This is a genomic window from Streptomyces sp. NPDC051913 (assembly GCF_044593635.1).
Lineage (GTDB): Bacteria > Actinomycetota > Actinomycetes > Streptomycetales > Streptomycetaceae > Streptomyces.
This window is the reverse complement of record NZ_JBIUCI010000004.1, coordinates 449,774-462,642: the sequence shown is the minus strand read 5'-3', so window position 1 is coordinate 462,642 and position 12,869 is coordinate 449,774. Positions and strand designations below refer to the sequence as shown.

The following is a 12,869-nucleotide window of genomic DNA, read 5'->3' as shown; positions in this document are numbered from 1 at the left end:
TCCTCGGTTCCGGCGACTCAAGCGACGCTAACAGCGAAATGTTCCGTTTGCCCGTCTTACTGGTCCGGGCCGACCAGGCCCTCCCGCCCCTGATGCCCCGTCCGCAAATCAGTCCTATCGTGCTCATATGGAGCACGCACTCAGTCCCACGACCCTCTCCGAGCTCCGGCGCCCGCGCCCCTATCCAGCGGTGTCCGTGCTGACTCCGACACACCGCCGCGAGCCCGACAACGCCCAGGACCCGGTCCGGCTGCGCAATGTCGTGGCCGAGGCCAAGAAGCAGTTGGAAGCCGATCCCGCGGTCCCCCGGGAGCGGCGCCTCGACGTCGCCCGCCAGCTCGACCAGGCCCTCGCCGAGGTCGACCTGGCCCACGCCGAGGACGGCCTGGTCATCTTCGCCGCACCGGGTGAGCACCAGGTGTGGTCGCTCGCCCGCAGCGTGCCCGAACGCGTCGTGCTGTCGGACACCTTCCTCACCCGCAACCTCGTCTCCGCGCAGGCCTCCGAACGCCCCTTCTGGGTCCTGTCGGTCGCCCCCGACCGCGCCACCCTCTGGAGCGGCGGCACCGACCGCGTCGTCGAGGACCGGCTGGCCGGCTTCCCCCTCACCAGGGACCACCGCGAGAACTTCGACGCCGAGCGCCAGGAGCGGATCGGCGACATGCCGAGCACCTTCCGGGACGAGAGCACACGTCACTTCCTGCGCGACGCCGACACCGCGATGGCCAAGATCCTCAGGGATCAGCCGCGCCCGCTCTACGTCACCGGCGAGCAGGCCGCACTCTCCGTCCTGGACGAGGTCGGCAGCGTCACCAAGGACGCGGTGCACGTCCCGCACGGCGGGCTCGCGCACGGCACGCCGGACGCGGTGTGGCACGCGGTACGGCCGCTGCACGAGGCCGGGACCCGCAAGAACACCGCCGCGGTGGCCCGTGAACTGGAGACGGCACGCGGTCGCCGCGCCTTCGCGGCAGGTGTCGACGAGGTCTGGCAGAACGCCCGGGAGGGCCGGGTCCGGCTGCTCGCCGTCGAGGAGAACTACCGGATCACCGTGCGCGACACCGACGGCGACCACCTGACCCCCGCGGCGAGCGGCGACCTCGACGCTCGCGAGGACATCGTGGACGAGATCGTCGAGCAGTGCCTGGAGACGGGCGCCGACGTGCGCTTCGTCCCGGACGGCACCCTGGGCGACTCCCACGGGATCGCGGGGGTGCTGAGGTACTGACGCCGAGCTCGGGGATGACCGCACGGCACGGAAAGGTCCTGACATGGCGCAGACATCCGGCGGGGTCCGACGCCCCGACATGAGCGCACGACCCCTGGGCGGAGGCCTCACCCTCTTCGCCGGCTGGGCACTGGAGCTGAGCGGGACGCTCAGCATCCTCCTCGGTGTAGTCGGCGTCACGAGCGACACCCTTTTCAGCTCGCCCGACTACACCTACGAGTTCAGCCTGACGGCCTGGGGCTGGATCCATGTCGTCGTGGGCATCGGGCTCGTCGCCGCCGGCCTGGGCGTCCTGCTCGGCAAGAGCTGGGGCACGGGAGCCGGCGCCGCGCTGGGCGCGATCAGCCTGATCACGCAGTTCATGTTCATCCCCTTTTACCCCCTGTGGTCGATCAGCGTGATGACCCTCGACATCGTCGCCGTCTGGACCCTGGCCAGAGCCGCCGCGGTGGACGACCGGCAGCCCTGAGAGCGCGGAACGCCCCCTCCGCCACGCCCTCACACGGTCCCGAACAGCGCGGTCAGCCCGCGCTCGACCTCCGCGCCGACGTCCTCCTGACCGGCCGCCACGACCGCGTACGTGTGCAGCAGGAAGCGGCGCAGCGCGGAGGTGTCGAACTGGAGCAGGGCCAGCCCGTACGGCGAGTGCAGCTCCAGGACCGTGCGGGCCCGGCCGCACGGCCACAGGTGCACGTCCCCGCCGCCCGCCGGACCGCGCAGGCCCGCCTCCAGCAGAGCGCGCGCGAAGGTCCAGGTGACCAGGTCGCCGTCGAGCGCGATCTCGGGCGGGAAGTCGATGTGCACCGCGAGCGGGTCCGCGGACGTGTAGCGGAAGGTCGCGGCGGCGGGCAGCTCCTGCTCGTCGGCCGTGATCAGGCGGCCCTGGGCGGGCTGCTCGATGGTGATGTCCATGCTCGGTCCCCCTGCGCGTCGGAGGTCGGCCGTATCGCCGACGTGTCTTTACGACCTCGCAGACGCGGTTTGCATTACGCGGAAGCCCCTATCAATTACTGTGACCTGCGTCACCCGCAAGGCATCCCCGCACCGCCATGGATCCGCGCGCGGCGCAGCCTTGTGCAGATCTGCTACAACCCTTAGAACACCCAGCCGTCGAACACACAGTTGAATGCGCGTCCGAAGCCCCCGACGATCCGTCAACTCACGTACGCTGACTACGACTTACCCCACCGGGCGGCGTACAGCATTCACACGGGGAAACCCCTCCGTGGAGACTGTGGCATATGTCAGAAGCACCACCGTATCGTGTGTTGCCGAATCCCTTACAGGGCGTCGCGGGCTGTGCCACAGTCGTAACGGTCCCTCCGCCCGCCTTGGTCGTACCGTCCCGCATCGGAGTGCGTCATGCCGTCCCATCTCTCTGCGGACCGCCCCGCCCCCCAGCCGCCCGGTCGCGGCTCGGTCGACGCGCTGATATCGCAGGCGCGACGGCTCAAGGGCGACGTGGACGCAGTACGACGGGACGCGCAGGACGACGGATCGGACCCGCAGGGACGCTGGCAGCGCGCGCTCTACGACCTGGCTCTGCACCAACTCAGCGATCTGGACGAGCACTTGGCCCAGTTGCGGGACGGCCCCGCCGATCTCGCGCCCGCCGCGCCCGCACCCACCGAGCAGTCCGTGCCGACCGCTCCCCGGCGCGGCTCCCTGCTCAGCCGGGTGGGCAGCGCGGAGTGGAACCTGCTGACGGACGAGGCGAGTTGGTCCGGCGAGCTGTACCAGATCCTGGGCCGCGACCCGGCCGCTCCCCCGCTCACCCTCGACGAACTGCCCGCCGTGGTCCTCGACGAGGACCGGCCGAAGCTCACGTCGATGGTCACGGACTGCCTTGTCGACGCCAAGCCCATCGACGGCGAGTTCCGAGTGCTGCGCCCGGACGGCGCCGTCCGCACGGTGCACATGATGGGTGAGCCCGTGCTCGACACCGACGGCAGCACCGCCTCGATGTGGGCCGTACTGCGGGACGTCAGCGAACTGCGCCGCAGCCAGAGCGTGGTGAGCGAGACCCGGGACTCGTTGCAGCGCCACCGGCATCACGCGCAGACGGAGCACCGGCTCGCGGTCGAGCTCCAGGAGGCCGTGCTGCCGCCGTGGCGCGGCTCCCTGCGGCTGCCGCAACAGGCTGCGGAGGGAGGCCCGGAGAGGGGTTCGGAATCCCTCGATCTGGCCGCCCGCCGGCTGCCCTCCTCGGCCGGCGCGCGGATCGGCGGTAACTGGTACGACGCCCTTCAACTCGCCGACGGCGACACGCTGCTCAGCGTCGGCGATCTCACCGGGCACGGCGTCGCCGTGACGTCCGGCATGGCGACGCTGCTCGGTGCCGTCCGCGGCATGGCGATGGCGGGCACCGCACCGGCGCAACTGCTGTCCTGGCTCAACCAGTTACTCCACGCCACGGCCCAACCGGCCCTCGGCGGCACGGTCTGCTGCCGCTACCGGCCCGGGACCCGAGCCCTCACCTGGGCGCAGGCCGGACACCCCGCCCCGCTGCTGTTCCGCGACGGGACGGGGCGCAGGCTGAGCGCACCGGACGGCGTTCTGCTCGGTGCGACCTCCGGTGCCGTCTACGAACAGGCCGAAGAGACCCTCGAAGCCGGCGACCTGCTGGTGCTGCACACCGACGGACTGGCGCCGGGGCACGACAGCACAGCGACCGAGAACCGCCTCCTCGACCTGGCTCCGCGCTTCGCCGGGGCGCGCACCGCACAGGACTGCGTACGGATGGTCGTGGAGGAGTTCGGCGAGACCGAGCGCGAGGACGACGCCTGCGTGCTCATCGCCAGGGTGACCAGCTGAGAGTGACGACTGCCGCGCACAAACCCCCTATGCCCGTGCGCTGTTGCCGCCCTTGGCCTGCTTCGGCAGGGCCAGCTTGATCTCCTCCCTCAGTTCGTGGATCTTCGGGTAGCTGGAGTACTCGGCGGTCAGCCGGTACATCTGGCGCAGCCGGTCCCAGGTGCGGTGCGAGGAGTTGGAGCCCATCGACACCAGGGCGAGGCGGGCGTACGTACCGCCCTGTTCCGGGTCGTCCGCGATGAAGCAGGCGGAGGCCATCGACAGGAAGTCGAAGATCTTCGACCGCTGCCGTCCGTCGACCCGCAGGGCCAGGGCCTTCTCCGCGTAGTGCTGGGCGTGCGCGGCCGCGCCCGGCTCGTGCTCCGCCAGCGTGCGGTAGGCCAGGGCCTGCATGCCGTACAGGTCCTCCTCCTTGAACATCTGCATCCAGCTCGGCGGCGGCACGTCGCCGCGGTCGGAGACGAAGAGGTCCTCCGCCCGGCCGAGGGTGCGGCGCATCGCCTGTCCCTTGCCCATGGACGCCTGTGCCCAGGCCTCCACGGTGTAGAGCATCGCCATGGTGCGCGGCAGCACCTCGTCGCCCGAACCGGACTGGGCGAGCTTCATCAGGTCGAGTGCGTCGTCGGGCCGGCCGAGGTGCACCATCTGGCGAGCCGCTCGGGAGAGCGCCTCCCCGGCGCGCGGCCGGTCACCGCCCTCACGGGCCGCGTGGGCGGCGATGACGAAGTACTTCTGGGCCGTGGGTTCCAGGCCGACGTCGTGCGACATCCAGCCCGCGAGGACGGCGAGGTTGGCGGCGACGCCCCACAGGCGCCGCTGGAGGTGTTCGGGGTGGCGGTAGGCGAGCATGCCACCCACCTCGTTGAGTTGGCCTACGACCGCCTTGCGTTGCAGCCCGCCACCGCGGGCCGCGTCCCAGGCCCGGAACACCTCGACCGAGCGCTCCAGTTCCTCGATCTCCTGCGACCCGATGGGGGCGGCCTCGTAACGGTCGAACCCAGCGGGGTCGGCGTGCAGGGGGTCGTCGAACTGGGGGGCATCGGCGGTGAGGGCCGGGTCGGTGTGCAGCCAGTCGTGCATGGCACTGCTGAGTACGGATCCCGCGGTGAGCGCGGCACCCGCACCCACCAAGCCGCGTCGGTTGAGCATGAGGTCCATTCCCGTGAATTCGGTGAGGACCGCAGCGGTTCGGTCGGGCGCCCACGGCATGCCGTCGGGATGTTCAGCGCTCCCGTCGCCCTGCCGTTTCCCCGTACGCCCGTGCCGGACCAGACCGAGGTCCTCGATGGTCACGACACGGCCGAGACGCTCGGTGAACAGGGCAGCCAGCACCCGGGGCACCGGATCGCGCGGGATCTCTCCCATGTCGATCCAACGCCGCACCCGCGAGGTGTCGGTCGAGAGCTGGGGGTGGCCCATGGCCGCCGCCTGCCGGTTGACCAGCCGCGCGAGTTCGCCCTTGGACCAGCCGGCCAGGCCGAACAGATCCGAAAGACGGGTGTTGGGTTGTCCGCTCACGTCAAGCCCCCAGGTTCTCGGCTGAGTTGACAGTAGCCCGGTGGGAGGTGCCGGGCGACTATTCGCCAGGGTTCGCCAGGGTGCGCCAGATGGTGTGCCACTGGGCATCGGGTGTCAGGTAGGAACGCGCCACCCCGACCCGGTCTCCTACATATGACGGGTGCATTCCCCAGGGTGCTCCCAGGGGCCGGGCCGGGTAGCGCGATTGCGCGGACGTGACCCGTTCGCGCAGGCATACCTGCACTGCTGGCACACGAAGGGATCTGTCTCGCCCATGTACGCAGCATCGTCCTCCGTGTCCGCCCCGCCCCGGTCGCTTCACCCCCGCCCGGCGGGCAGCGGCCCCTACCTCGACCCCGCCCGCCCGGCGGCTCCCGTGCTCGGTGCCGGCCGGACGCGGCGCGTACCGGGGATCGGTACCCAACCGCTCAGCGGGAGACTCGACTTGTCCGGCCCTCAGGGCGCACAGCTGCGTACGGCTATCGCGTCGGTGCACCGGATCTGTCCGGAGTTCGCTCCGGTGCAGGTGCTGCGCCGCAGCGGACGCTCCGTCCTCCTGGTGGGGACGACCGGGCGCAGCACGGCCGTCGCGAAGTGTTTACTGGACCACTCCCCCATCTGGGCCGAGCGGATCCGCCACGAAATAGCGGCATACCGCTCGTTCGTCCGGCACCGCCCGCCCGTGCGGGTGCCCCGGCTGATCGCGGCGGACCCGGACAACTGCACCCTGGTGATCGAGCGGATGCCCGGACGGGTGGCGGCCCTGCACCGGCACCCGGCGGAGGCGCCGCCGCGGGCGGACATCAGGGCGGCACTCGGCGCGATCTGCCGGCTCAACGCCTGGCGGCCACCGGCGGGCACCTTCGACGCCCCGCTGAACTACGCGGACCGCATCAACCGCTTCCACGAGCTGGGGCTGCTCACCGACCGCGACATGGGTGACCTCCAGAAGCTGCTGCACGGCATCGCGACGACCGCGGGCCGGCAGGGCATGGGCCAGTTCTGCCACGGCGACGCACTGCTCTCGAACATCCTTCTGTCACCGGCCGGTCCAGTGCTGGTGGACTGGGAGCACGCGGGCTGGTATCTGCCGGGCTATGACCTGGCGACGCTGTGGTCGGTGCTCGGGGACGCGCCGGTGGCCCGTCGTCAGATCAGCCAGATCGCGCAGTCGGCGGGCCCGGCCTCGCGTGACGCGTTCCTGGTGAACCTGATGCTCGTCCTGACCCGTGAGATCCGTACCTACGAGACAGCCGTGCAGCGGTCGATGCACGACACGACCCCGGCGGCACCGGGAGCGGCCCACCCGGGTGCTGCGCCGTCCGGCGAGGAACAGCGGCTGCTGCTCAGGCGGCTGCACGACGACTGCCAGCTGGCCCGACGGGCCGTACGCGCGGCGGTCGGCACTCGCTGACGGGGACGTCGGTCCGCGGTGCGCCAGGGACAGCGGCGCACCGCGGACCTTCGTATGTCCCTCCACGGACCCGCGGTCGCATGTCCATTGGTGTAAGCCACTGACGCCCCGCAGGCACGGAAGCCGCCGCCACGAAACTCCCGCACCCCCTGGTTGACAAGGGAATTCACCCTTGGCTGGGCATGATTGACGGATCGTCGGCAAGCCGGTACCACTGACGCACGCCCGGCCCCGCACGGCTCATCGCGCCCGACCGTCCCAGGAGGCTGCTTTGCGAGTCCCAGCCCACAGTGCCTCCGGGCACAGACGCACGCGCACCACCGTCGCGACGGCGGCCCTGCTGCTCCCTCTGCTCGGCGCGGCCCCCTCGGCCGACGCGCAGTCGTCGGCGAACAGCCTCCAGCTGGCGTTCGCCTCGGCCGCCGCCGAGTACCAGGTGCCGCAGAGCGTCCTGCTCGGCGTCTCCTACCTCCAGTCCCGTTGGGACGCGCACGCCGGTGCGCCGAGCGTGACCGGCGGCTACGGCCCGATGCATCTCACCGACGCCCGCACGGCACTCGCCGGCGCCACCCATCACAGCGAGGGCACGGAGGACGCGCGCGGCGACAGCGCCCGCGCCGCCCTGCTCCCCTCGGCGCAGGCACCGGCGCCGACCGAGCTCCCGGCCCGGCTGACGACGCTGCCGAAGGCGGCGGAGCTGACGGGCCTGAGCGCGGCGGAGCTGCGCACCGACCCCGCGGCGAACGTCTCCGGTGGCGCCGCACTGCTCGCCGACGCCCAGAAGAAGCTGGGCGAGCCGCTCAGCGACGACCCGGCGGACTGGTACGGGGCGGTGGCCCGCTTCTCCGGCGCGGACGACACGGCGACGGCGGCGGCGTACGCGAACGACGTGTACGACGTGATCCGCACCGGCGAGGAACGCACCACGGACGCGGGCCAGCAGGTCGCCCTGGCCGCCCGGCCCGGTCTCTCCCCCGCCACCGCGCAGCTCGCGGAGACGGGTCTGCGCACGCTCGGCACGGGTGACACCGAGTGCCCGAGGTCGGTGTCCTGCGAGTGGATCCCGGCGCCGTACGAGGAGTTCGGCGACAACGACTACGGCAACCACGACCTGGGCGACCGCCCGGCCTCGCAGAGCATCAAGTACCTCGTCATCCACGACACGGAGGGTGCCTGGGACGGCGTCCTCAACCTGGTCCAGGACCCCACCTATGTGTCGTGGAACTACACCCTGCGCTCCACCGACGGCCACATCGCCCAGCATGTGAAGGCCAAGGACGTGGCGTGGCACGCGGGCAACTGGTACGTCAACGCCAAGTCGATCGGCCTGGAGCACGAGGGTTTCCTGGCGAACCCGGACGCCTGGTACACGGAGGCGATGTACCGGTCGTCGGCCCGGCTGGTGAAGTACCTCGCGAAGAAGTACGACATCCCGCTGGACCGGCAGCACGTCCTGGGCCACGACAACGTGCCGGGCCCGACGACGGGGACCGTCCCCGGGATGCACACCGATCCCGGCCCGTACTGGGACTGGCGGCACTACTTCGAGCTGCTCGGCCGCCCCTTCGAGGCCGCGAAGCGGGGCCACGGCGTGGTGACGATCCTGCCGGACTACGCGACGAACCAGCCCGAGTACACGGGCTGCGTCACCAAGGGCGAGCCCTGCGCGGCGCACGGATCGAGCGAGGTACGGCTGTACTCCGGGCCCGGCGAGGAATATCCCCTGATCAAGGACATCGGCCTCGGTACGACGCCGGGCACCGGGGTCAACGACATCTCCTCACGGGTCTCCACCGGTCAGCAGTACGCGGTCGCCGACCGCGAGGGCCGCTGGACGGCGATCTGGTACCTGGGCCAGAAGGCCTGGTTCGAGAACCCCGCGAAGGACCCGACCGCCGTGCCCACCAGCGGCCTGGTGGTGACGCCCAAGGCGGGCCGCACCTCCGTGCCGGTGTACGGCCGCGCCTATCCCGAGGCCTCCGCCTACCCGGCGGGAGTGCCCGCGCAGGCGGTGTCGCCACTGCCGTACACCCTGCTGGAGAAGCAGAAGTACGTGGTCGGCGACAAGGTGCCCGGCGAGTACTACTACGCGGTCACGTTCACGACGGACTCGCACAAGGTCGTGGTCGGCAAGGATCTGTACTACGAGATCCAGTACGGCCACCGGGTCGCGTTCGTGCGGGCGGCCGACGTGGACGTGCAGCCGTCTCGGTAGGGACGCCGTCTTCAGCCCTGTTGGAACAGCTCCGCCGGGAGCGGTTTCAGCAGGGCGTACAGGTCGTCCGTGATGGGGCGGTCCCAGGCCGCGATGGTCACCAGGACGTTGTCACTGCGGTCGAACTGCACGCAGGAGATCCGGCTCTCGGAGAGCTTGAGACGCCGCACGATCATGAGGTTGTCGCCCTGCATCACGGGCATGTCCTCGGTCTCGGTGACCGTCACCTCCTCGTCGTTCTCCAGCGCGATCAGCAGCTGGGCCACCTCGAAGGGGACCTCGCCCTCGGCCAGGTCCCGGGCCGGGGAGCCCTCCGGGAGGTTGCCGATGATCATCGCGGGGCCTCGGCCGCCGAAGAGGTCGTAGCGCAGGAAGACGCCCTGGCAGGTGCCGTCGGGGGCGGGGAGCAGGCCGGCGCCGAGGTTGCCGGGCCAGTCGCCCGGGTCCATGGCCAGTACGTCGAAGTCTGGGCCGGCGGGAGTCGCGCTGCGGCGGCGGAGGAACGACATGTGCCTATCGTACGGGGCCTTGAGGTGGTGGGGCGGCTGCGGGTGCGTGGGGGTTGTTCGCGCAGTTCCCCGCGCCCCTGAGGGCGTCATGGTCACGTTGGTTTCAGAGCCGCCGCCAGTCCCGTCCGATCCGTGCCCATCTTTCGGTACACCGCCGACATCAGACGTATGACTGTCTGCTCGTCAATGTGCAACTCCCTCGCGATCTCCCGCCTGCCCAGGCCCTCCACCGTCAGGTTGGCTGCCTGGCGCTCCCGGGTGGTGAGGGTGTCGGTCTCCGTACTGTGCAGACGCCTCGGTCGGAGCCCTGCCGCCGCCAGCTCGTCCCGGGCCGCCTCCACCAAGCCGTCGGCGCCGCACTGCACTGCCGCGTCCAACCCCCGGTACAGGTACTCGGCGGCCTCCGCCGCCCGCCCCGTACGCCGCAGCTCGGTGCCCAGGGCCACCAGCGCACACGCCAGCTCGTACCCGGCCGGGGAGCACTCCAGGTGGGCGACGGCCTCCTCCAGGTACTTCACCCGCGCTGAACCCGACGAGACCTCCGCCGCCGTGCGCAGCGCCTGGCCGATGGCGGAGGGGGTGCCGAACTGGCGGGCGCGGGAGAGGGCTTCGAGGGCGGTGGTGACCGCGCGTTCGGGGGTGTCGTGGCTCTCGGCGCGGGCGAGGTGGAGCTGCCAGGGGCACCAGGCGGGGTTGCGGATACCGCGTGGGTCGAGGCGGCGGCCCGCGGAGGCCAGCTGCCCCGCGGCGTCCTTGGTGAGGCCGCGGGCGAGGAGCAGTTCGCCGTAGACGGTCTGGGCGTCGGGGAAGACGACGGCGGCCGGGAAGGGCTCGCTGAAGGCGTGGTCCTCGGCGGTCTGCGCGGCCTCCGTGATCCGGCCGCGGGCGAGGAGGACCTCGATGAGGATGCCGACGGCGTACCAGTGGGCGGGAGTGCCGGGGCCGACCCGTTCGGCCAGCCGCAGTCCCGCGCGGACGAAGTCCTCGGCCTCGGCGAGCCGCCCGCGGCGGTAGCGGACGTAGGCGAGGAGGGTGTAGCCGAAGGAGAGGTGGGCGCCGCGCCAGCCCTGGCGTTCGAAGTCGGCGATCCCGGCGGCGAAGAGCTCCTCGGTGCGGCCGGGGCGGTCGGCGTACATGAAGGCCAGCGCGACCAGGACGGGTACCTCGAAGCCACGGTCGGGCTCGGCCCAGCCGAGGCCGCCGGCGAGGGCGCGTTCGGCGTGCTGGAGGGCGATGTGGGCGGGCTCGCCGCGCAGGACGGCGTCCCAGGTGCGCAGGCCGATGATGTACCGCTCGGTGAGGTCGCGGCCCTTGAGGCGGTCGGCGAGTTTGGCGAGGCGGCGGGAACGGGAGGGGTGGTCGGGTTCGTCGGCGCGGAAGGCGTCCCACATGAACTGTTCGGAGAGCATGCGCAGCTTGACGCGGGCGTCCTCGGTGACGCGGATCTCGCGGGCGAGGGTGTCGGAGGCCTCGGCGAGGTGGTCGCTGTGGGCGAGGACCTGGGAGAGCCGGTAGACGATGTGGTGGCGCAGGCCGGGCTCGGCGATCGGTTCGTCGAGGGCGGCGCGCAGGTGGTTGACGGTGGTGGCCGGTTCGGTGAGCAGGGAGGCGCTGCCGAGTTCGTAGAGGACGGTGGCTCGGTCCTCGGAGGGCGGCGGTTCGCGCAGGGCGCGGGCGAGGTAGCTGCGGGCGGCGTCGGGGGCACCGGAGCGGAGGGTCTCGCCGGCGGCGGCGCGGAGCTGCTGGACGACCCAGGAGTCGCCGTCGGGGTGGGTCTCCAGGAGGTGGCGGGCGGCGGCGGAGGGACCCTGCCCGTCGTTGATGAGGCACCAGGCGGCCTGGCCGTGCAGGGCGACGCGGACGCCGGCGGGGATGGCGCGGTAGACGGCGGTGGCGATGAGGGGGTGGACGAACTCCAGGGTCTCGGCGCCGGTGAGGACGCGGGCGCCGCGCAGGGCGTCGGCGGCGTCGGCGGCCTCCTCATGGCCGAGGCCCGCGACGGCGGCGGCGAGCAGGGGGTGGATCTCGGTGCCGAGGACGGCGCAGGCCCAGGCGAAGCGGACGCTGGAGGTGCCGAGGCGTTCGAGGCGGGCGATCAGCCCGCTGCCCTTGACGGCGGCGGCGAGGTCGCGCAGCAGATGGGCGCCGGCCTCGGTCGGGTTGAGGCCGCGGTCGTGGACCTTGGCGGTGAGCTCGACCGTCTCGAAGGGGTTGCCGGCGGTGACGGCCCAGCACTCGCGGCAGAACGCGTCGTCGGCGTGGGTGCCGAGGGCCTCACGGACAAGACCGGCGACCGCGGCGGCGCTGAGCGGTTCGAGGTCGATGGGACGGCCGCCCGCGCGCCCCGGCAGCCCCCTGAACGACTCGGCGTGATCGGGGAGTTCGTCGGGTCGGTAGGCGACGACGACGAGCAGCGGCAGTTCCTCGGCGCGGGGCGCGAACGCGGCGAGCCAGCGCAGGGATTCGGGGTCCGCCCAGTGCGCGTCGTCGAGGGCGAGGACCATCGGGGCGCGCTGCACGGCGAGATGGGTGAGCACCCAGTCGAGGCCGTCGCGCAGGCCCTGCGGGTCGGGTGGGGCGCCGTCGGTCGGGGCGCACAGGCCGAGGGCGGGGCCGACGATGTCGTACCAACTGCCCAGCTGGTCCCGGAGGTCGGCCTCGGCAGCGCCGGCGAACCGGGGTTGCAGCAGTTGGCGGGCGACATGGAAGGCGACGCGCTGTTCCTGGTCGCCGCCGCGGGCGGACAGGACGGTGCAGCCACGGGCGGCGGCGCGGCGGCGGACCTCGGCCATCAGGGTCGTCTTGCCGAGTCCGGCGGGTCCGGCGAAGGCGAGGAGCGCGCCGCGGGGCTGCCCTGCCGGTTCCGCGCCGTCCGCGCGTAACCCGGTCAGCTCTCCCAACGCCTCGTCGACAGCGGCGAGTTCACTCTCACGCTCGAAGAGCGTGCGATCGCTGCGCATGCTGCGCCACCCCATGGCACACCCCCTGCCGCGGCGGTACGTCCGCGCGGGGAGCGGGCGCGCACCGTGACCTACAGGCACCTCAGCGTACGCCTGCCGGGGGCCGCGCGACCCGGGTTCGGGCATGAGCGACCGAGGTCCGCAGGCCTCGGCTGCCGGATCGGTCGGGTGCGGCAAGTGACTGCCGTGCGGGGTCCCGGGACGCCACACT

9 protein-coding genes are annotated in these 12,869 nt (G+C 71.9%); 5 read left to right on the top strand and 4 right to left on the bottom strand.

Annotation, left to right across the window (positions count from 1 at the left end; translation table 11 throughout):
* Positions 1-127 precede the first annotated feature (127 nt).
* Positions 128-1,228: a chemotaxis protein gene (locus tag ACIHIX_RS14645; protein ID WP_399954827.1), complete on the top strand. Its 1,101-nt coding sequence runs from the start codon at positions 128-130 to the stop codon at positions 1,226-1,228.
* A 43-nt stretch (positions 1,229-1,271) separates the two neighbouring features.
* On the top strand, positions 1,272-1,697 hold the full coding sequence (locus ACIHIX_RS14640; RefSeq protein ID WP_399954824.1) for a hypothetical protein: 426 nt from the start codon (positions 1,272-1,274) through the stop codon (positions 1,695-1,697).
* A gap of 29 nt (positions 1,698-1,726) precedes the next feature.
* Here ACIHIX_RS14640 and ACIHIX_RS14635 read toward each other — a convergent pair whose 3' ends face one another.
* On the bottom strand, positions 1,727-2,140 hold the full coding sequence (locus tag ACIHIX_RS14635) for an SsgA family sporulation/cell division regulator (RefSeq protein WP_399954821.1): 414 nt from the start codon (positions 2,138-2,140) through the stop codon (positions 1,727-1,729).
* A 450-nt stretch (positions 2,141-2,590) separates the two neighbouring features.
* Between ACIHIX_RS14635 and ACIHIX_RS14630 the strand changes: the two genes are divergently transcribed.
* Positions 2,591-4,042 carry a PP2C family protein-serine/threonine phosphatase gene (locus ACIHIX_RS14630; RefSeq protein ID WP_399954818.1) on the top strand — a complete coding sequence of 484 codons (1,452 nt, stop codon included), beginning with the start codon at positions 2,591-2,593 and terminating at the stop codon, positions 4,040-4,042.
* A 27-nt stretch (positions 4,043-4,069) separates the two neighbouring features.
* Here the strand turns inward: ACIHIX_RS14630 and ACIHIX_RS14625 are convergent, their stop codons facing one another.
* On the bottom strand, positions 4,070-5,560 hold the full coding sequence (locus tag ACIHIX_RS14625; RefSeq protein WP_399954815.1) for a hypothetical protein: 1,491 nt from the start codon (positions 5,558-5,560) through the stop codon (positions 4,070-4,072).
* Positions 5,561-5,834: 274 nt separating this feature from the next.
* Here ACIHIX_RS14625 and ACIHIX_RS14620 point away from each other — a divergent pair, with 274 nt between their 5' ends.
* Together ACIHIX_RS14620 and ACIHIX_RS14615 are read left to right on the top strand one after the other, a co-directional pair.
* On the top strand, positions 5,835-6,974 hold the full coding sequence (locus ACIHIX_RS14620) for an aminoglycoside phosphotransferase family protein (RefSeq protein ID WP_399954812.1): 1,140 nt from the start codon (positions 5,835-5,837) through the stop codon (positions 6,972-6,974).
* A gap of 271 nt (positions 6,975-7,245) precedes the next feature.
* Positions 7,246-9,189: an N-acetylmuramoyl-L-alanine amidase gene (locus ACIHIX_RS14615; RefSeq protein ID WP_399954809.1), complete on the top strand. Its 1,944-nt coding sequence runs from the start codon at positions 7,246-7,248 to the stop codon at positions 9,187-9,189.
* 11 nt (positions 9,190-9,200) lie between these two features.
* Here ACIHIX_RS14615 and ACIHIX_RS14610 read toward each other — a convergent pair whose 3' ends face one another.
* Entirely contained in the window at positions 9,201-9,698 is a 498-nt protein-coding gene (locus tag ACIHIX_RS14610; protein ID WP_059197012.1) for a hypothetical protein, read from the bottom strand.
* 92 nt (positions 9,699-9,790) lie between these two features.
* The gene (locus tag ACIHIX_RS14605; protein ID WP_399954805.1) at positions 9,791-12,658 is read right to left on the bottom strand and encodes an ATP-binding protein; all 2,868 of its coding nucleotides are present in this window, start codon (positions 12,656-12,658) and stop codon (positions 9,791-9,793) included.
* Positions 12,659-12,869 lie beyond the last annotated feature (211 nt).

What these genes read in the sequence shown, in the direction of transcription:
- ACIHIX_RS14630 (WP_399954818.1), top strand. Translation starts at nt 2,591, where the DNA reads ATGCCGTCCCATCTCTCTGCGGACCGCCCCGCCCCCCAGCCGCCCGGT.
- ACIHIX_RS14640 (WP_399954824.1), top strand. Translation starts at nt 1,272, where the DNA reads ATGGCGCAGACATCCGGCGGGGTCCGACGCCCCGACATGAGCGCACGA.
- ACIHIX_RS14635 (WP_399954821.1), bottom strand. Translation starts at nt 2,140, where the DNA reads ATGGACATCACCATCGAGCAGCCCGCCCAGGGCCGCCTGATCACGGCC.
- ACIHIX_RS14605 (WP_399954805.1), bottom strand. Translation starts at nt 12,658, where the DNA reads ATGCGCAGCGATCGCACGCTCTTCGAGCGTGAGAGTGAACTCGCCGCT.
- ACIHIX_RS14645 (WP_399954827.1), top strand. Translation starts at nt 128, where the DNA reads ATGGAGCACGCACTCAGTCCCACGACCCTCTCCGAGCTCCGGCGCCCG.
- ACIHIX_RS14620 (WP_399954812.1), top strand. Translation starts at nt 5,835, where the DNA reads ATGTACGCAGCATCGTCCTCCGTGTCCGCCCCGCCCCGGTCGCTTCAC.
- ACIHIX_RS14610 (WP_059197012.1), bottom strand. Translation starts at nt 9,698, where the DNA reads ATGTCGTTCCTCCGCCGCCGCAGCGCGACTCCCGCCGGCCCAGACTTC.